Source organism: Dyella sp. (assembly GCF_051962475.1).
In the GTDB taxonomy this organism is placed as follows: Bacteria; Pseudomonadota; Gammaproteobacteria; order Xanthomonadales; family Rhodanobacteraceae; genus Dyella_A.
This window is the reverse complement of sequence record NZ_JBQCCF010000028.1, coordinates 15,090-32,622: the sequence shown is the minus strand read 5'-3', so window position 1 is coordinate 32,622 and position 17,533 is coordinate 15,090. Positions and strand designations below refer to the sequence as shown.

The window sequence follows — 17,533 nt, the reverse complement described above, 5'->3', positions numbered from 1 at the left end:
CCCGGCCGAGGTCGCGTCAGAACGGCGCAGCCAGTGTGCCGCGGGTGAGGTAGTCGGCCAGCGTGATGACGAACAGCAGACTCAGCCACAGGAAGCCGGCGGCGGCGGCCAGACGGATCACCGGTGAGGCGCTGCGCAGGCGCATGAAAACCAGCATCACCACCAGCGCCTTGGCCACCGAGATGCTCAGCGCCAGCACCGTGTTGAACCCGCCCAGCGGCAGATAGGCCAGCCCCGCGGTGGCGGCAAGCAACGCCAGCAGCGCGCCCAGGGCACCGAGCTGACTGCGCAATGTCGGCGGCGAGGGTGCGCTCATCCGCTTCGCCCCACCAGGTAGATCATCGGATAGACGAAGATCCACACGATGTCGACGAAATGCCAGTACAGCGCGGCGTTCTCCACCGGCGTGGCGTAGTCGGGGGCGTAGCGACCGCGCCAGGTACGCCAGCCGATCACGCTCATCAGTGCCACGCCGATCATCACGTGCAGGCTGTGGAAGCCGGTGATCACGAAATACAGGCAGTAGAAGAGTTCCACCGCGTGGGCCTGTGGTCCGGCGTGGGTGAAGCGCAGCCCTGGGATCAACCCCTCGTGGAATTCCTTGGTGTACTCCACCCCGTGCAGTGTCAGGAACACCGCGCCGAGCAGCGCCGTGCCCCAGAGCAGCAGCGCCGCCACGCGCCGACCGCCCAGCTCCACGTCGCGCAACGCCAGCGCGGCGCCGGCACTGGACACCAGCAGCACAGCCGTCTCGATCGTGCCGTAGACCACGTGGGTGTGCCGGGCCGCTTCGGCGAAGCCTTCGGGGAAGCGGAAGCGGCACACCGCGTAGGCGGCGAACAGCACGCCGAAGAACAGCACCTCGGTGGCGAGGAACTGCCACATGCCGAGCGTCGACGCCTCGCGCTGCTGAGTCGGCTCCTCGAACTGCTCCTGCAGATGGGCCTGCGCCGTGTCGCTCATGAGCGGTACTCGTAAGGCCCTTCGGTGACCACCGGCGTCACCGCGAAGTTGTGCGTGGGCGGCGGCGACGGCGTGGTCCACTCCAGGCCCGTGGCGCGGAACGGATTGGGCCCGGCCTTGCGCCCGTAGAACAGCGACCAGCCCAGGTACGCCAGCGGCAGCAGGTACGAGACGGCCAGGATCGAAGCGCCCGCCGAGGACAGCACGTTGAGCGCCTGATACTTCGGCAGGTACTCGTGGTAGCGCCGCGGCATGCCGAGGTAGCCCAGCAGGTACTGTGGGAAGAACGTGAGGTTGAAGCCGAAGAACATCAGGATGGCGGCGAAGCGGGCCAGCCGTTCGCTGTACAGACGCCCGGTGATCTTCGGCCACCAGTAGTGGATGCCGCCCAGGTAGGCCATCACCGAGCCGCCGACCATGATGTAGTGGAAATGCGACACCACGAAGTAGGTGTCGGTGAGGTTCACGTCCAGCGCCGTAGCGGCAAGGAACAAGCCGGTGAGCCCGCCGAGCATGAACAGGCCGACGAAGCCGAGCCCGTAGAGCATCGGCGCATGGAAATCGATCTGGCCCTTGTAGAGCGTACTGGCCCAGTTGAACACCTTGATCGCCGAGGGCACCGCGACCACGAAGCTCAGGATCGAGAACACCATGCTGGCGTACATCGACTGCCCGGCGACGAACATGTGGTGGCCCCACACCATGAAGCCGATTACCGCGATGGCCAGCATCGACCAGGTCATGAAGCGGTAGCCGAAGATCTTCTGCCGCGCGCCCATGCTGATCAGCTCGCTGGCCACACCCATCGCCGGCAGCACCATGATGTACACGGCCGGATGCGAGTAGAACCAGAAGAAGTGCTGGAACAGCAGCGGATCGCCGCCCAGCGCCGGATCGAAGATGCCGATACCGGCCAGCCGCTCCAGCGCGATCAACGCCAGCGTCATCGCCAGCACCGGCGTGGCCAGCACCATCACCACGCTGGTGGCGTACATCGCCCACACGAACAGCGGCAGGCGGAACCAGTGCATGCCCGGCGCGCGCAGCGAATGCACGGTGACCAGGATGTTGATGCCGGTGAGGATGGAGGAGAACCCCACCACGAACACGCCCACCGCCGCCAGGATCACATGGGTATTGGAGAACATCGTCGAGAACGGCGTGTAGAAGGTCCAGCCGGTGTCCACCCCACCGAGCAGCAGCATCGCAATGGTGAACACACCGGCGGCCATGTAGAGGTACCAGCTGAACAGGTTGAGCCGCGGGAACGCCATGTCGCGCGCGCCGATCATCATCGGCACCAGGAAATTTCCCAGCGTGGTGGGGATCGACGGCACCAGGAAGAACCACACCATCACGATGCCGTGGAAGGTGAACGTCTTGTTGTAGGTCTCGGCGGTCATCAGGTCGCCAGCCGGCGTGGCCAGCTCCAGCCGGATCATCACCGCCGCCGCACCGCCTAGGAAAAAGAAGAACGTGATGCCCAGCGCGTAGAGGATCGCGATGCGCTTGTGGTCGTGCGTGCTCAGCCACGACCACAGCGTGTTGCCGCCCGATACCAGGTAGCTCGGCTCCATCGATACGTTGAGGTCAGTGCCGCTCATGCGATGGCTCCGTGGGATGCGTTCCGGGCGAATCGCTGGATTTGAGGTAGGCCAGCAGGGCCAGCACGTCTTCCTCGCCGATGCGGCCCTCGTAGCTGGGCATGATCGGCGCATAGCCGGCCACGACCTGTGAATCGGGCAGCATGATCGAGTCGTGCAGGTAGCGGTCGTCCACCTTGGCCGTGCTGCCGTCGGCCAACGCCACGCGGGTGCCGTAGATGCCCGACAGGTCCGGTGCGTGCACGGTGGCGCCGGCGCCGTGGCAGCCGCTGCAGCCGAAGCGACGGAACAGCACTTCGCCGCGCTGGGCCAGCCCGGTGCTGGCATGCGATTGCAACCACTGGGCGTAGCGCTCGGGCCGCATCACCACCACCTCGCCGCGCATCGCCGCGTGGTCGGTGCCGCAGAACTCGGCGCACAGCAGATCGAACCGGCCCAGCCGGGTGGGGGTGAACCACATCTGCGTGTAGCGCCCGGGCAGCACGTCCTGCTTCACCCGGAACGCGGGCACGTAGAAGCTGTGGATCACGTCCTGCGAGGTCATCAGCAGGCGCGTGGGCTGGCCCAGCGGCAGGTGCAGGCGGTCGATCTCACGCTGGCCGCCGGCGTGCTGCACCTTCCACATCCACTGCTTGGCCACCACGTAGACGGTGGCGGCGTCGCCCGGCGGCGTGCGCAGCTCGCTCCACAACCTCAGGCTCCAGCCGAACAGCCCGCAGAACATCAGGAACGGCACGATGGTCCAGGTGAGTTCCACCGCCAGGCTGCTGTGCCGTCGCTCACTGCGGTCGGCCGGGCTGCCGCGGCGGTACTTCACGCAGAAGACGATCATCACCGCGAACACGGCCAGCGCCACCAGGCCGCACAGCCACAGCATCGCGTTGAACAGCGCGTCGATATGCGGCGCGAAGTTCGACGCCTCGGGCGTGAGGGGAAGATGCAGGGTCATGTGCGTGGCTCCGGCCGTTCCGCTCGGCGGCGCCGCAGCAGCAGCGCAGCGATCAGGCCCAGCGCGAACGCGCAGCCGAGCCAGCGCATCACCCGTCCAATCAGCAGCGAGTAACGGCCGGTGGCCGGATCGTAGCCACAGCACAGCAGCACCAGCTGATCGACCACGTTGCCGACCCGGCCCTGCGAGGCATCCACCAGCGCCAGTCGCAGGCTGCGCGACGGGTAGCGCACGCCGAACAGGTATTGCGCCACCTTGCCGCCCGCACTGGCCACCACGATGCCGGCCGCGTGCGCGTACTGGTCGATGCGCGCGTCGTACAGGTAGCGATAGCCGCTGGCGCCGGCCAGCGCGTGGATGGCGTCTTCGCTGCCGAGCAGGAAGTGCCAGCGCGAGGCGTCAGCCTGCGGGTTCATCCGCGCCAGCATCTGCTCGGCGTGGCGTGCATCCTCCGGCCGCTCGCGCGGATCGATGCTCACGAACAGCACCGTGACGTCGCGCCCGGGCTGCAGGCCGCTGCGTGCCACCGCGTGCGCCATGCCCTGCAGCACCGCGTCGCACAGGTTCGGGCAATGGAAGTAGCCCATCGCCAGCACCGTGGGGCGACCGTCCATCCACTGGCCGAGGCTGGCGCTGCGCCCATGGCGATCGGTGAAGCGGGCCGCCAGTGGCAGCTGCGCGCCGAGGCGCTGGTCGAAGCCCACCTGCTGATCCAGCTTGGGCGGCGGTGGCGGCGCGCCGGCACTCGCGGTGCAGGACAGCGCCAGGCACACCAGCCAGATGATCCATGGTCGCCGCGCGTTCATCGCCCTGCTCCGCGGTGCTGGTTCTGATCCGCCGCGGCGCTCTGGCGCTCGCCCTGAGCTGCCAGCCGGGCCATCGCCTGCTGCAACGGGATGTGCGCGGAGCGATGCTGCGGATCGTTCCAGCCGTATTGCTGCAGGCGGCGTTGCTGCTCCATCTGGGTGGCGAGCAGGTCGCGCCGCGGATCGGCCTGCAACCGCGGCGCCGGCGGCACCGCGTCGGCCTGCGGTTTGCGCGGTGATTGCGGACGCCACAGCAGGTACATCAGGGCCAGGATCAGGCCGAACGCCAGGGCAAAGATCGCGCCCACCCGCAGCAGCTGCCGCGCATCGACGGTGTCGGGCTGGTACTGCGGCTGCGGGCTCATGCGCGATGCCCCTCGGGCTGCTCGCTCGCCAGTCGGCGCCGCACCTGCCGCCAGGCCGCCGCCATCAGCACCGCCACGCCGCTCCACGCGAAGGCGTCGGACCACAGCAGCGGTCGTGCAGGCAAGCGCAACCCGGGCAGCACCAGCCACACCAGGTTGGCGAACTGCATCGCCAGCACCAGCACCGCCATGGCAGCCAATACGCGAGGGCTGTGCTTGCCGCGGCGCGGCAGCAGGGCCGCCAGCGGCACGCCCAGGTGCAGCACCAGCAGCGCCAGCGGCAGCACGCTCCATGGCCACTGCAGCCGGGGCAGATACCACACCGTTTCCGCCGGCAGGTCGGCGATCCACGCGGTGAGGTAATCCATGAAGGCGAGATAGGCCCAGCCCAGCACGCAGGCCAGCAGCAGGTTGCCCAGGTCGCGGCGCAACTGCAGCACCTCGGGCGTGGTGGGCTGCCGCGGCCGCGCACGGATTGCCGCCAGCAGCGGCAGCGCCAGGGCGATGGTCAGCAAGCAGGTCATCACCAGCATGCCCAGCGCGGTGGAGTGCCAGGGCGGCACCAGCGACATGATCCAGTCCACCGCGGTGAGCGAAATGGTGAGCAACAGGACCAGCAGCACGACGCTGGCGAAACCCTGGCTGGCCAGCGAGGGCCGCAGCAAGTCGGCGCGCCAGCGCCGCTGACACCCGGCCAGCACCAGCCACAGCGCCATGCAGCCGGCCAGACGCAAGTACAGGAACGGCAGGTTGAGGTACCAGCGCGGCACCGCGGTCGTCGAGGCATGCACCCACGGAAACAGCAGCGGCGCACCGAGCGCGAGCGGCAGCGCCAGCACGGCCACCCACGGCAGCAGACCGATGCCGATCTGCCAGTACGGGTGCAGCGCCCTGCCCCAGCGTCCGCCGGTCAACCGATGGATGGCCAGCCACGCCATGCTGCCCAGCGGCAACGCCAGGCAGAACAGCCACGCCACCAGGTAACCCTGCAGCGCCGGGCGCGCGGCGTCGCTCCCAAGCAACGCACCGATCGCCAGCAGCACGATGCCCGCCAGCCACGCCGGCGCGCTCGCGCGGAGCTCGCGCCGATCGATGCGCATGACGGCCCGGCTCATCGGCGCGCTCCACGCTGGTTGGCGGCGTCGAGCACGGCGCGGCCCTGCGCGCTCAGCTTTGCGGCCGGCACGTGCTGGCTCAGCTGCAGCGCACGGATGTAGGCCACGATCGCCCAGCGATCGCGCGGGGCGACCCGATCGGCGTACGGGTACATCACACCGTAGCCGTGCGTGATCACGTTATAGAAGTGGCTGTCCGGCGCCTGGCGCAGGCGCTCGCTGTGGTAAGTCGGCGGCGCGGGAAAGCCGCGCTGCACCACCATGCCGTCGCCGCGGCCATCGAGCCCGTGGCACGCCGAACAGTAGATCTCGTAGCGTTGCTGCCCGCGCGCGAGCAGCGCCGGCGTGATCGCCAGCGGATTGGCGCGCGGCGCCGGGTCGCTGGCCCCCTGCACGCGGCTGGCGCCCTGGTCGTCGATCGGCACGGCGAGCTCGGCGTGGTAACGCGGTTCCACCACACGACCGTGCCGGCCGCCGGAGGTGTCGGCGGCCTCGGCCTGGCTGTAGGCGACGGCACCGGCCGGAGCGTGGCGCTGGGCGCTGCCGTCGGCGAACAGCGAGCTGGCTTTGCCGGGCCCGTCCTTGGGCTGCTGATACATGTCGTGCATCGCCCGCTCGCAGCCGGCCAAGGCCAGCAGCGGGAGAAGGCACACCAAGAGCCGCCGCGCCTTCATGGCGCCACCGGGTGGGTGGCCACCGGGTCGAGATCGTGCAGCAGATCGGCGAGCCGATGCGGATCGCAGCGTGGGTCGCCGGTATCCACCACCACGAAGAAGCCATCCTGGCTGGCCAGTGCGAACGGCTCGACGTTGAACGCCGGGTGGTACCAGCGCGGCAGGCGATTGGCGATCAGCATGGCGAGCACGGCGAAGCCGGCGGTGAACAGCAGCGTCATCTCCAGCGCCGCCGGCACGAACGCCGGCCAGCTGGCGTAGGGACGACCGCCCACGCGCACCGGGTAGTCGATCACCGCCGAGTAGTACTGCAGCGCCAGCGTGCCGAGCCCGCCGCACAGCCCGCCGAGCAGTGCCGCCCACGGCACCACCCGGCGCCGCGGAGGCAGCAGTTCGGCCAGCCCCGGCACGGCCAGCGGTGCGTACGCGTGCAGTCGCCGCACGCCCGCCGCGCGCAGCCGCTGCACGGCCTGCAGCAACGTGTCGGCATCCGCCAGCTGCACCATCCATCCGCACGGGCTCGAAGGCGTCATCGCACGGCTCCGCCACGGGCGTGGATCAACTTGCGCAGCTCGAACATCGAGAGCATCGGTACCCAGCGCAGCAGGATCAGCAGCAGCAGGAAGAACAGCCCGATCGATCCGGCCAGGAAGGCCAGATCCCACATCGTGGGATAGAACATGCCCCAGGATGAGGGCAGCGCGCCGTGGTACAGGCTGTTGAGGATCAGCAGCAGGCGCTCGAACCACATGCCGATCAGCACCAGGATGCCGATCACCATCAGTGCCGTGCGGTTGCGCCGCACGCGCGGCGACCACAAGGCCTGGATCGACACCACGTTGCAGCCGACGATCAGCCAGAACATCCAGGCGTAGGCGCCGAACAGGCGGTCCTTCGCCTCGGCGATCTCGAAGCGATCCATGCTGTAGAACGCGGTGAACAGCTCGGTGGCGTAGCTGTAGCCCACCACCAACCCTGCGGCGAGCATCAGCCGGGCCAGGTTGTCCAGGTGGCGCTCGGTGATGTATGCCTCCAGGTGGTACCAGCGGCGCAGCGGAATGCCCAACACCAGCGCCATCGCAAAGCCGGAGAACAGTGCCCCGGCGATGAAGAACGGCGGGAACAGCGTGGAGTGCCAGCCCGGCAGCAGGCCCTCGGAAAAATCCAGCGCCACCATGCTGTGCACCGAGAACACCAGCGGCACCGACAGGCCCGCCAGCACCAGGCTCAGCCGCTCGTAGCGCGCCCAATGCCCGGCGTCGCCGCGCCAGCCGAGCGCGAACAAGCCGTACGTCACCTGCTTCCAGCGCTTGCGGGCGCGGTCGCGCAGCGTCGCCAGATCGGGGATCAGCCCCACGTACCAGTACATCAGCGATACCAGCAGGTAGGCCACGATGGCGAAGAAATCCCACAGCAGCGAACTGCGCCACTGCGGCCACACGCCCATGCGGTTGGGGTACGGCATCAGCCAGTAGAAGAACCACGGCCGGCCCAGGTGCAGGATCGGGAAGATGCCCGACACCGACACCGCGCAGACCGTCATCGACTCGGCAAAGCGGTTGAGCCCGGAGCGCCAGTCCTGGCGGGTCAAGTAGAGCCCTGCGGAAATGAAGGTGCCGCCCATGCCGATGGCGATCCACCACACGTAGTTGGTGATGGCAAAGGCCCACGCGGCCGGGATGTTCAGTCCCCAGATGCCCACGCCCTTGAGCAGCAGCCGCCAGATTCCCGCGGCCAGCACGCCGGTAAGCAGCAGTGCGATGGCGAAGCAGATCAGCCAGGTCCGCCCGGCCGGGCGTTCCAGCACCAGGTCGCTGGTGTGCGCGGTGACGTCGGCCATCGTGGCGCGCGGGTCGATCGCCGGTGCGGCGGCGCCATCCACTCGTGGGTCCAGCGCGCTCACGAGGTTTCCTCCCCGTCCGGCCGCAGATCCGGATGCGGATTGCGCACCTGCGCCAGGTAGCTGGTGCGCGGGCGCGTGTTGTATTTCTCCAGCAGGTCGTAGTTGAGCGGCGAGGCCTTGGCGCGGCTGACTTCGCTGTCCGCATCGAGCAGGTTGCCGAAGGTGATCGCCTGGGTCGGACACGCCGCCTGGCAGGCGGTGACCACTTCGCCGTCGGCGATGGCGCGCGACTCGCGATCCGCCGCGATGTGCGCCGTCTCGATGCGCTGAATGCAGTAGGTGCACTTCTCCATGACGCCGCGGTTGCGCACCGTCACGTCCGGGTTGCGCTGTGCCTGCAACGTCGGTTCATTGAGATCGCTGTACTGCAGGAAGTTGAAGCGGCGCACCTTGTACGGACAGTTGTTGGAGCAGAAGCGGGTGCCCACGCAGCGGTTGTAGACCTGCACGTTGAGCCCTTCCTCGTCGTGCACCGTGGCGCCGACCGGGCACACCACTTCGCACGGGGCGTGCTCGCAGTGCATGCATGGCACCGGTTGGTGATGCGTGCTGGGCGCGTCGGGCGATCCGGCGTAGTAGCGGTCCACGCGGATCCAGTGCATCTCGCGTCCGCGGCGCACCTCGGCCTCGCCCACCACCGGGATGTTGTTCTCCGCCTGGCAGGCGATGGTGCAGCCCTTGCAGCCGATGCAGCTGTTGAGGTCGATCGTCATGCCCCAGGCGTACTGCCCCTGCGGCTGCGGCGGGTACAGCGTGGGCGGCGTGGCGGCCTGGGCGAAGGCGGGATCGCTGGCGAACTCGTCGAGCGTGGCGCTTCGCACCAGGCCGCGCCCTTCCATCGCGAAATGCGCCTGCGTGGCGGCGAGTTCCTGCCGGGCGCCGGTGGGCGCCATCGTCAGCGGGCCCGTCCACCACGGACGCTGCGTCGTGCGCAGCCGGTAGACGTCGACGCCGATGCCATCGCCCACACGTCCGGCGTGTCGGCGGCCATGCCCCAGGTGCAGCGTGATGCTGTGCGCTGCCTGCCCCGGCGTGATCCAAACCGGCACCTCCAGCTCGTGCTCGCCGCAGCGCAGCCGGGCCACGTCGCCATTGGCGTAGCCGTGGTGCGCCGCCAGCTGCGGGCTGATCAGCGCGGCGTTACTCCAGGTGAGCTGGGTCGGCGGCTTGGGCAGTTCCTGCAGCCAGCCGTTGTTGGCGTAGCGGCCATCCCAGATCGTCGGATCGGGGCGCAGCAGCAGCTCCAGCGCATCGCTGTCCGTCGCCCGCCATTCGTCCGGCGACAGCGCCGACACGCTGGCCCGCACGTTCAGCGCCGCCGCGCGCGTGCCTTCGATGACGCCCTCGCGCAGCGCCTTCTCCCACGCCTCGTCACCGACCAGCGCGCGCCCGTCGGATTCGCCGGCCCAGAACGCGCGCACGATGTCGTGGCCGTTCTGCGGCCCTTCGCCGATTACCCGCGCCACCAGTTCGTGGGCGGACCAGCCGTCGTACAGCGGCGTCAGCACCGGTTGCACCACGCTCGCCGTGCCGTCGAAGGCGCGTGCATCCGACCACGCCTCCAGCGCATGCGCAGCCGGCAGGTGCCACTGACAGGCCCGCGCGGTCTCGTCGCGATAAAGCCCCAGGTGCATGGTGTGCGGTACGCGCCTGAGCGCTGCGGCTAACGGCAGATCGGCGGGCGCCGTGTACGCCGGATTGGATTCCAGCACCAGCAGATGGCTCACCTGCCCGGCCTGCATTGCCTCGACCAGCGCCGGCAGGTCGGGCATCGCGGGGGCGTCGGCATCGCCGTGCGGGTCGATGTAGTCGACAGTGTGTCCCACGTTGCCCAGCGCCTGGTTGATCGCGTGCACCAGCGCGTGCACGGCGGGCGGCTGGGTTTCGCCGACCACCACCAGCGAGCGACCGCGATGGCGCATCAGGTCATCGACCACGGCGTGCAGAGCGGCCACCGGCAACGGCGCGCCGGCATCCGCCGGCAGGCTCGGCGCACCGGCTACGCCGAGTGCGTCGGCCAGCTGGCCGGCCACCGCCGCGATCTGCCTCGAAGACAGCGGCCAGCGATGGTCGGCGACCGAGCCGGTGACGGTAGGCGTCGGCTCGATCGCGTACAGGCGGTTCATGCCGGCGCCCTGGCCGGCACGATCGGGGCGGCGACGCGCCGCGAAAGCGCGCGCATGGGCCAGATGCCCGGGCATCGCGTCGAGCAGATCCGCGTCGAGCGTGAGCAGCACGTCGGCGGCTGCGACGTCATAGCGGGCGCGGCAGCGACGACCGAACGCGAGCTGCGCCCCGGCCAGCGTCTGCGCGTCGCCCGCCGGTTCGTGCACGTGCCACTGCGCCGCCGGGAAGCGCGCCAGCAGCTCGCGCCGCTGGACGCGCAGCGTAGGCGAATGCAGTGCGCCGCTGAGGATGCGCAATCCGTCGCCGCGCGTGCCCCACTGCGTGCGCCATTGCGCCAGCGCGTCGGCGAAGGCGCCCAGCGTGCTGGGCTCGTCGCCATGCAGCGGGTGCGAGGAGCGATCCGGATCCCACAGTTCCAGCACCTGGGCCTGCGGCAGTCGGCCCGTGGCGCCGAGGCTGGCCGGGTGCTGCGGGTTGCCTTCGATCTTGGTGGGGCGCCCATCGTGGGTTTCCACCAGCACGCCGGTGACCTCGCCGCCGCAGCACAGCGCGCTGGCGTAGAAGCGCACGGCGTCGCTCTGCGCCGCGGGCCGGCGCACCCACGGCACGATCTTCTCCGGCGGCGGACCGCTGCAGCCGCCCAGGCCCGCCAGCGCCAGCGAGGCACCGAGCAACCGCAGGAAGCCGCGCCGATCCAGCGGCGCCATCGTCGACAGCTGAGGCAGCGCGGCACTGAGCTGATCGCGGAACCGCGCGTCGTCGGCCAGCTCCTCCAGCGCCCTCCAGTAATGCCGGCCGCGGCGCGCGCCGAGCCGTTCACGTGCCAGTCGCAGGGCGTCGGTGGGTAAGGTCATCGGTGACATACCGAGCAGTCGGTGAGCCGCGAGGTGTGGATGTCGTAGCGACGGATCAGCGCCAGCCCCAGCGTCTGCTGATGCTCCGGCTGCCAGGCCAGGTCGAACACCTTCGAGCGCGGACGCAGGTACCGCTGCGGCGCGCGATGACATTGCAGGCACCACTGCATCGACAGCGACGCGGTGCGCCGCATCAGCGGCATGCGGTCGACCCGTCCGTGGCAGCTCACGCAGCCCACGCCTTTGGCCACGTGGATGCTGTGGTTGAAGTAGACGAAGTCGGGCAGCTGGTTGACCCGGTTCCACTGCAGCGGCACGTGCGTCTGCCAGCTGCGCACCAGCGGGCGCAGCATCGGTTGGTCGGTGAACAGCTGCGAGTGACAGGTCATGCAGGTGGAGATCGGTGGCATGCCGGCGTAGGCGGAGGTCTCGACCGTGCTGTGGCAGTAGCGGCAGTCCAGGCCCACCTCGCCCACGTGGTGTGCGTGACTGAACGGCACCGGCTGGTTGACCGCCGCGTCGCGCGCGTGCGGCTCGGCGGTGAGTGCACGCCACCCGGCGAACGCGCCGCCGGCGGTCAGCACCAGCGCGAAAAGGGCGAGCAGCACATACAGGCCCGCCCGCGGCGAGAACACTTGGCTCATGCCACGGGCGCAAGTCGATCGGGTGGGAGCGAACGCACGCTCACGTCATCACCGTGGGTCGATCGAACGGCAGATGGACGGCCCGTGTCGCCGAGATCGCGGCGATCGCGACGGGCAGGATCTCCTCATCGCCATCGATCACCACCAGGATGCGGCCCTGCGCGATCTCGTCCTCGAACTCGCGGCGCACCGGATCGGGCACGGTCGAACCGGCGAGCGCCGACGACCAGGTCCCCAGCGACGCGCCGGCCAGGCCCAGACCGACCACGCCGGCCACGGTGATGCCGATGGGCGCGGCGACCACCGCCACCAGCCCGGCGAGCAGGCCGACCACGCCGCCACCCACGGCGCCACGCACTGCGGCGGGATAGAAGTCGCCATCGGCCACCTTGCGGTCGTCGGGAATGCTTTCCACCTCGATGTCCGAACGGGCGATCAGCGAGATGTCGTCGTTGGCGATGCCGGACGCACGGGCGGCGTGCATCGCCTCGCGAACGACAGACATATCGGTGGCGCTGAACACGGCGCGTCTTTTCATGGCGGGCTCCCGTTGTTGTCGTCACGCCGTCGGAAACCCCGGCCACGGATCGCCGCCGCAGCGCGAGGCCTCGGTGGACGCGAACGGAGGTGACGTGCGCTGTGTGCGGACTCTACGCAGCGGGAAGTGGAGCGCAGATCAACAGTGCATGAAGGCGATGGCGCGCGGCTTCTTGCGATCGGCACATCGCACAGTGATGTCGGCATCGGCCTGGCCGGCGCGCAGGCGCACTCACGTTCCGGCGACTGCGACCGATGCTACGGTGCGGCCCCTTCGCCACGATCCTCGCTTCGCATGCTCTCGATGCAGCAGATCCTTCGCCTGGTCCGGAAGGTGTTCTCCGGCTTCTGGGACGACGAACTCTTTACCCGCGCCGCCGCGCTCGCGTTCTACTCGGCGTTCTCCTTCGCGCCGGTGCTCGTGCTGTTCCTGTGGGCAATGTCGGCCGTGCGCCCGGGGATGGAGCAGCAGCTCACCCAGACGATGGCTGCCATCGTCGGCAACGACGGCGCCGCCGCGGCGCGGCTGGTGATCCATAGCGCACGCGAACGGCCGCAGCTCGGGCACCTGCTCGGCCTGGTCGGACTGGGCATTACCCTGTTCAGCGCCTCGGCGGTGTTCGCGCAGATGCAGAGCACGCTCAATCGCGTGTGGGACATCGAATCGCGCCCGGGCAAGGCGCTCACCGGCTGGCTGCTGGCACGCGCCCGCGCGATCGGCGTACTGGTGGGCGTCGGCTTTCTGGTGATCGTCTCGTTCGCGCTTACCGCGCTGATCAGCCTGGTGGTACCCAGCGGCAGCCTCGGCTGGCTGGCACTGGAGAACGCGGTGGCCGCACTGGTGTTGTGGATCGCGTTCGGCGCGATGTACCGCTTTCTGCCCGACGCGCAGATCGCATGGCGCGACGCGGTGCGTGGTGGAGCGCTCACCTCGCTGCTGTTCATGGCCGGCAAGTTTCTCATCGCCATGTACATCGAGCGCTCCAAGATAGGCGGCGCCTACGGGCCGGCCAGCGCCATCGTGGTGCTGCTGATGTGGGTCTACTACGCCTCGCTGATCGTGTTGATGGGCGCCGAACTCAGCCACGGCCTGGCGCAGGTGCGCGGCGAACGCGAGCGGCCGGCGGCGCATGCCAGGCCGACGCAGTGACGAGGTGCACATCAGCTGCGCATAGGAGAACGCAGCCGTGAGCCTCATCGCATGGATCGCGGCGTGTGGCGTGCTGCTGCTCGGCGCGGGACTCACCTCCGGCTGGATCCGGCGCCTGCCGATCACCTCGTTCTGGCTGTTCCTCGGTGCCGGCATCGTCGCCGTGCCCTGGTTTCTCGACGTGGTGTGGCTGGACTTTCCGGAGCACCCTGGCTGGTTGGCGATCGCAAGCGAGCTGGCGCTGGTGGTGTCGCTGTTCATCGGCGGGCTCAACCTGCGGGTGGGCTTTCGCCACATCGCGTGGCGCACCGGCTGGCGCCTCGCCTTCCCGGCCATGCTGGTGTGCATTGCCGGAGTCTGCCTCGCGATGCACTGGATCTTCGGCACCGGTTGGGCGGTGGCGCTGATCTGCGCCGCGATGATCGCCCCGACCGATCCAGTGCTGGCCGGCATGATCACCGTGGGCGACGCCAACGACCGCGACGCGATGCGCGGCGCGCTGTCGGTCGAGGCCGGCCTCAACGACGGCGCGGCACTGCCCTTCCTCGTGCTCGCACTGGCGCTGCTGGGCCAGCCTGAGGGAATTTCCAGCGCCACACTCGGGCACTGGCTGATGAGCGAGATCGTGTGGTCACTGCCGGTGGGGCTGGCGGTGGGCGGCGGCCTCGGATTCGGACTTGGCCTGCTCGGAACGCAAGTGAAGGCGATCACCAACGACGCCGCACCGAGCGACTTTCTCGCCCTGGCGATCGTGATGCTGTCCTATGCCGTGGCCGAGTGGCTGTCGGCATCGGTGTTTCTCGCCGCGTTCGCCGCCGGCGTGGGGCTGCGTCGCGCCGAGCTGCTTATCGTGGCGCGGCACCCGCGCAAGCGTCCCTCTCAGGAAGAGCAAGACGTGCATCCGCCGGCCGAGTTTCTGGTGGATCGCTCGGGCCGCAGCGACGACCCGCTGGGTCCGACTGAATCGATCGGGATGGTGGTCTCCGATGCGCTCTCGTTCGGCGACACGCTCGAACGCATCCTCGCCGCCAGTCTGGTGTTCGCCACCGGCGCGGCGCTGGCAAAACACTGGAGTTTGCAAGCGATCGCGGTGGCGCTGCTGCTGTTCGCACTGATCCGTCCCGCGTCGGTCTACCTCGCTACGATCGGTGTGGGCGCACCGCGACCACGACGCCTGCTGATGGGGTGGCTGGGCGTTCGCGGCATCGGCACCGTCAACTACCTCGCCTACGCGCTCACCCATGGCCTGGAGGGCGACGATGCCGCCATGGTCACCGCGCTGGCCGTGACCACCGTGGTGCTCAGCGTGATTCTGCACGGCGCCACGGCGCAGCCGTTGATGCGCTGGCGTGGACGGCGCATCCGCGCGCGCACCGACTGATCCGCGCCCCTACATGGTCCCGTCCGCCTCCATCGCCTTCGCGGGCTGTTGACCGCAGTTGCACCGCGGCCGGTGCACCGTGGTCGCCGAAGGAGGTGCATGACGCTCATGTGGTTGACGACGATCGCCCAGATTTCGCTCGCCCTCGCCGTGGCCTGTGCGCTGTGGATCGTGCTGGACATGCTGCGCGGCCACCGCCAGCCGATGGCGATCATGCACGTGGTGTGGCCGGTCACCGCGCTGTATGCCGGACCGTTGGGGCTGTGGGCGTATTGGCGCTGGGGACGGCCACGCGCCCGCAACGCAGCCCAGCATGACGACAGCAAATCGCCCGGCGAATCGCACCAGGGAACCCAGGGCGACAACAAGAAAAAACCCTCGCCACAGAGCGTGGCGCTGGCCGCCAGCCACTGTGGCAGCGGCTGCACCTTGGGCGACCTGCTGGTCGAATCGCTGCTGCTCGCCTTCCCCGTCGTCTGGTTCGGCAGCGAGCTGCTCACCGGCTGGTTGCTCGACTACGTCGCCGCCTTCGTCATCGGCATCGCCTTCCAGTACTTCACCATCAAGCCGATGACCGACCAGTCGCCCGGCCAGGCGTTCGTCTCGGCGCTGAAGGCCGACACCCTCTCGCTGACGGCGTGGCAGGTGGGCATGTATGGATGGATGGCGATCGCGATCTTCCTGATCTTCGGCCATCGGCTGGACAAGAGCACGCCGGTGTTCTGGTTCATGATGCAGATCGCCATGCTGTGCGGCTTCCTCACCGCTTACCCGGTAAACGCCTGGCTGCTCCGGCGCGGCATCAAGGAAGCGATGTAGCGTCAACCTTGTCAGCGCCTGGCCATCGCTGCGTTTCTTGACCCAGCTCAACAGCTCCCCGCGCGCTTGCATCCACGCTTGGATCACGTAGCAAGCGAGGCGTGAGCCATGGCACGGATCATTGTTCTGGGTGCGGGGTTGGGCGGCATCTCGGCCGCCTACGACATCAAGGCGGCGGTGGGTGCTGGCCATCAGGTGCGACTGGTCGGCGATGGCCCCTATTTCAACTTCACCCCATCCAACCCGTGGGTGGCGGTGGGCTGGCGCGAGCCGGCGAAGATCCGCGTGGAGGTGCGCGAGCCGCTGCAAAAGCAGGGCATCGAATTCACCGCGGTGCCGGCTTACTCGATCCTGCCGACCGAGAACCGCCTGCAACTGGCCGATGGGCAGGTGCTCGAGTACGACTACCTGGTGATTACCACCGGGCCGCGGCTGGCCTTCGACGAAGTGCCCGGCTTCGGCCCCGAGGGCGGCTTCACCCAGTCGGTGTGCACCGGCCCGCATGCCGAAACGGCGTGGACCGCCTACCAGGCGTTCCTGGAGAACCCCGGCCCGCTCGTGGTGGGCGCGGTGCAGGGCGCCAGTTGCTACGGACCGGCTTATGAGTTCGCGATGATCGTGGACGCCGACCTGCGCCGTCGCAAGCTGCGCGACCGGGTGCCGCTGACCTACGTCACCGCCGAGCCGTACATCGGCCACATGGGCCTGGGCGGCGTGGGCGATTCGAAGGGCATGCTGGAATCGGCGCTGCGTGAACGCGATATCCGCTGGGTCACCAACGCCAAGGTCAGCGCGATCGAAGCGGGCCAGATCAAGCTCGATGAACTGGACGCCAAGGGCGGCGTGGCGCACACGCACGTGCTGCCGTTCCACTACGCCATGCTGATTCCCGCGTTCACCGGCGTGGATGCGGTGCGTAACGTGGCCGGCCTCACCAACCCGCGCGGTTTCGTGCTGATCGACCAGCACCAGCGCAATCCCACCTACCCCAACATCTTCGCCGCCGGCGTATGCGTGGCGATCCCGCCGGTGGAAGCCACGCCGGTGCCTACCGGCGCGCCCAAGACCGGCTTCATGATCGAGTCGATGGTGAGCGCCATCGCCGAGAACCTGCGCGATGAGCTCGCCGGCAAGGCGCCGCACGCGCAGGCCACGTGGAACGCCGTGTGCCTGGCCGACATGGGCGAGACCGGCGCGGCGTTCGTCGCCCTGCCGCAGATTCCCCCGCGCAATGTGGCGTGGGTGAAGAAGGGCAAATGGGTGCGGCTGGCCAAGATCGCCTTCGAAAAGTATTTCCTGCAGAAGGTGCGTACCGGGCGCACCCACCCGGTGGTGGAAACCTACGTGCTCAAGGCGCTGGGCATCCATTCGCTGAAGCCGCCGCGCGCCGGCCACTGACCCTGGAGACCGCCATGAACATCGACCGCATCGTCTTCGCGTTCGCCGGCGCCATGGTGCTGGTGAGCATCGTGCTGAGCCTCGCCGTATCGCCCTGGTGGCTGCTGCTGACCGGCTTCGTGGGCGCCAACCTGCTGCAGTCGGCCTTTACCGGTTTCTGCCCGCTGGCCTGGCTGCTGGCGCGCCTCGGGGTGAAGCACGGCAGCGCCTTTCCTTCCTGAGCACGGCCACACCACGCCACGGA

General features: G+C 68.9%; 18 protein-coding genes. 5 read left to right on the top strand and 13 right to left on the bottom strand.

The genetic code is table 11. The features are described from left to right. Positions 1-16: 16 nt before the first annotated feature. From ACTHJF_RS05885 to ACTHJF_RS05825, 13 genes are read right to left on the bottom strand one after another with little or no spacing between them, the layout of a single operon-like run. A complete protein-coding gene (locus ACTHJF_RS05885; RefSeq protein ID WP_440266299.1) occupies positions 17-316 on the bottom strand; it encodes a cytochrome C oxidase subunit IV family protein in 300 nt (99 codons plus the stop codon). Then, complete coding sequence (locus ACTHJF_RS05880) at positions 313-963, bottom strand: cytochrome c oxidase subunit 3 family protein (RefSeq protein WP_440266298.1); 651 nt, start codon at positions 961-963, stop codon at positions 313-315. Before ACTHJF_RS05880 ends, ACTHJF_RS05885 begins: the two co-directional genes overlap by 4 nt. After that, positions 960-2,567: a cytochrome c oxidase subunit I gene (locus ACTHJF_RS05875; RefSeq protein ID WP_440266297.1), complete on the bottom strand. Its 1,608-nt coding sequence runs from the start codon at positions 2,565-2,567 to the stop codon at positions 960-962. Before ACTHJF_RS05875 ends, ACTHJF_RS05880 begins: the two co-directional genes overlap by 4 nt. Further along, a complete protein-coding gene (coxB, locus tag ACTHJF_RS05870; RefSeq protein WP_440266296.1) occupies positions 2,554-3,516 on the bottom strand; it encodes a cytochrome c oxidase subunit II in 963 nt (320 codons plus the stop codon). Before coxB ends, ACTHJF_RS05875 begins: the two co-directional genes overlap by 14 nt. Further along, entirely contained in the window at positions 3,513-4,322 is an 810-nt protein-coding gene (locus tag ACTHJF_RS05865) for an SCO family protein (RefSeq protein ID WP_440266295.1), read from the bottom strand. Before ACTHJF_RS05865 ends, coxB begins: the two co-directional genes overlap by 4 nt. Further along, entirely contained in the window at positions 4,319-4,687 is a 369-nt protein-coding gene (locus ACTHJF_RS05860; protein ID WP_440266294.1) for a hypothetical protein, read from the bottom strand. The genes ACTHJF_RS05865 and ACTHJF_RS05860 overlap by 4 nt, the downstream gene beginning before the upstream one ends. Further along, positions 4,684-5,802, bottom strand: coding sequence for a hypothetical protein (locus ACTHJF_RS05855; protein ID WP_440266293.1), 1,119 nt, complete (start codon positions 5,800-5,802; stop codon positions 4,684-4,686). The genes ACTHJF_RS05860 and ACTHJF_RS05855 overlap by 4 nt, the downstream gene beginning before the upstream one ends. Beyond that, the gene (locus tag ACTHJF_RS05850) at positions 5,799-6,455 is read right to left on the bottom strand and encodes a c-type cytochrome (protein ID WP_440266339.1); all 657 of its coding nucleotides are present in this window, start codon (positions 6,453-6,455) and stop codon (positions 5,799-5,801) included. The genes ACTHJF_RS05855 and ACTHJF_RS05850 overlap by 4 nt, the downstream gene beginning before the upstream one ends. A gap of 17 nt (positions 6,456-6,472) precedes the next feature. Beyond that, positions 6,473-7,009 (bottom strand): DUF3341 domain-containing protein, encoded by a 537-nt coding sequence (locus tag ACTHJF_RS05845; protein ID WP_440266292.1) that lies wholly within the window; start codon positions 7,007-7,009, stop codon positions 6,473-6,475. Further along, complete coding sequence (nrfD, locus tag ACTHJF_RS05840) at positions 7,006-8,379, bottom strand: NrfD/PsrC family molybdoenzyme membrane anchor subunit (protein WP_440266291.1); 1,374 nt, start codon at positions 8,377-8,379, stop codon at positions 7,006-7,008. The genes ACTHJF_RS05845 and nrfD overlap by 4 nt, the downstream gene beginning before the upstream one ends. Next, on the bottom strand, positions 8,376-11,360 hold the full coding sequence (locus tag ACTHJF_RS05835; protein WP_440266290.1) for a TAT-variant-translocated molybdopterin oxidoreductase: 2,985 nt from the start codon (positions 11,358-11,360) through the stop codon (positions 8,376-8,378). The genes nrfD and ACTHJF_RS05835 overlap by 4 nt, the downstream gene beginning before the upstream one ends. After that, the gene (locus ACTHJF_RS05830) at positions 11,357-12,004 is read right to left on the bottom strand and encodes a cytochrome c3 family protein (RefSeq protein WP_440266289.1); all 648 of its coding nucleotides are present in this window, start codon (positions 12,002-12,004) and stop codon (positions 11,357-11,359) included. Before ACTHJF_RS05830 ends, ACTHJF_RS05835 begins: the two co-directional genes overlap by 4 nt. 40 nt (positions 12,005-12,044) lie before the next feature. Then, complete coding sequence (locus ACTHJF_RS05825; RefSeq protein WP_440266288.1) at positions 12,045-12,542, bottom strand: hypothetical protein; 498 nt, start codon at positions 12,540-12,542, stop codon at positions 12,045-12,047. Between the two features lie 303 nt (positions 12,543-12,845). Between ACTHJF_RS05825 and ACTHJF_RS05820 the strand changes: the two genes are divergently transcribed. The 5 genes from ACTHJF_RS05820 to ACTHJF_RS05800 all read left to right on the top strand — a co-directional run bounded on the left by ACTHJF_RS05820 (position 12,846) and on the right by ACTHJF_RS05800 (position 17,510). Next, entirely contained in the window at positions 12,846-13,691 is an 846-nt protein-coding gene (locus tag ACTHJF_RS05820) for a YihY/virulence factor BrkB family protein (RefSeq protein ID WP_440266287.1), read from the top strand. Positions 13,692-13,728: 37 nt separating this feature from the next. Further along, the gene (locus tag ACTHJF_RS05815; RefSeq protein WP_440266286.1) at positions 13,729-15,072 is read left to right on the top strand and encodes a cation:proton antiporter; all 1,344 of its coding nucleotides are present in this window, start codon (positions 13,729-13,731) and stop codon (positions 15,070-15,072) included. Positions 15,073-15,171: 99 nt separating this feature from the next. Next, on the top strand, positions 15,172-15,891 hold the full coding sequence (locus tag ACTHJF_RS05810; RefSeq protein ID WP_440266285.1) for a DUF4396 domain-containing protein: 720 nt from the start codon (positions 15,172-15,174) through the stop codon (positions 15,889-15,891). A gap of 108 nt (positions 15,892-15,999) precedes the next feature. Next, a complete protein-coding gene (locus ACTHJF_RS05805; RefSeq protein WP_440266284.1) occupies positions 16,000-17,289 on the top strand; it encodes an NAD(P)/FAD-dependent oxidoreductase in 1,290 nt (429 codons plus the stop codon). Between the two features lie 14 nt (positions 17,290-17,303). Then, complete coding sequence (locus ACTHJF_RS05800; RefSeq protein WP_440266283.1) at positions 17,304-17,510, top strand: YgaP family membrane protein; 207 nt, start codon at positions 17,304-17,306, stop codon at positions 17,508-17,510. Positions 17,511-17,533 lie beyond the last annotated feature (23 nt).

Excerpts from the sequence above, each read along its gene's own strand:
- ACTHJF_RS05855 (WP_440266293.1), bottom strand. The coding sequence starts at position 5,802 with ATGAGCCGGGCCGTCATGCGCATCGATCGGCGCGAGCTCCGCGCGAGC.
- coxB (WP_440266296.1), bottom strand. The coding sequence starts at position 3,516 with ATGACCCTGCATCTTCCCCTCACGCCCGAGGCGTCGAACTTCGCGCCG.
- ACTHJF_RS05830 (WP_440266289.1), bottom strand. The coding sequence starts at position 12,004 with ATGAGCCAAGTGTTCTCGCCGCGGGCGGGCCTGTATGTGCTGCTCGCC.
- ACTHJF_RS05875 (WP_440266297.1), bottom strand. The coding sequence starts at position 2,567 with ATGAGCGGCACTGACCTCAACGTATCGATGGAGCCGAGCTACCTGGTA.
- ACTHJF_RS05835 (WP_440266290.1), bottom strand. The coding sequence starts at position 11,360 with ATGACCTTACCCACCGACGCCCTGCGACTGGCACGTGAACGGCTCGGC.
- ACTHJF_RS05805 (WP_440266284.1), top strand. The coding sequence starts at position 16,000 with ATGGCACGGATCATTGTTCTGGGTGCGGGGTTGGGCGGCATCTCGGCC.
- ACTHJF_RS05860 (WP_440266294.1), bottom strand. The coding sequence starts at position 4,687 with ATGAGCCCGCAGCCGCAGTACCAGCCCGACACCGTCGATGCGCGGCAG.
- ACTHJF_RS05825 (WP_440266288.1), bottom strand. The coding sequence starts at position 12,542 with ATGAAAAGACGCGCCGTGTTCAGCGCCACCGATATGTCTGTCGTTCGC.
- ACTHJF_RS05880 (WP_440266298.1), bottom strand. The coding sequence starts at position 963 with ATGAGCGACACGGCGCAGGCCCATCTGCAGGAGCAGTTCGAGGAGCCG.
- ACTHJF_RS05800 (WP_440266283.1), top strand. The coding sequence starts at position 17,304 with ATGAACATCGACCGCATCGTCTTCGCGTTCGCCGGCGCCATGGTGCTG.
- ACTHJF_RS05885 (WP_440266299.1), bottom strand. The coding sequence starts at position 316 with ATGAGCGCACCCTCGCCGCCGACATTGCGCAGTCAGCTCGGTGCCCTG.
- ACTHJF_RS05865 (WP_440266295.1), bottom strand. The coding sequence starts at position 4,322 with ATGAACGCGCGGCGACCATGGATCATCTGGCTGGTGTGCCTGGCGCTG.
- ACTHJF_RS05845 (WP_440266292.1), bottom strand. The coding sequence starts at position 7,009 with ATGACGCCTTCGAGCCCGTGCGGATGGATGGTGCAGCTGGCGGATGCC.
- ACTHJF_RS05810 (WP_440266285.1), top strand. The coding sequence starts at position 15,172 with ATGACGCTCATGTGGTTGACGACGATCGCCCAGATTTCGCTCGCCCTC.
- ACTHJF_RS05820 (WP_440266287.1), top strand. The coding sequence starts at position 12,846 with ATGCAGCAGATCCTTCGCCTGGTCCGGAAGGTGTTCTCCGGCTTCTGG.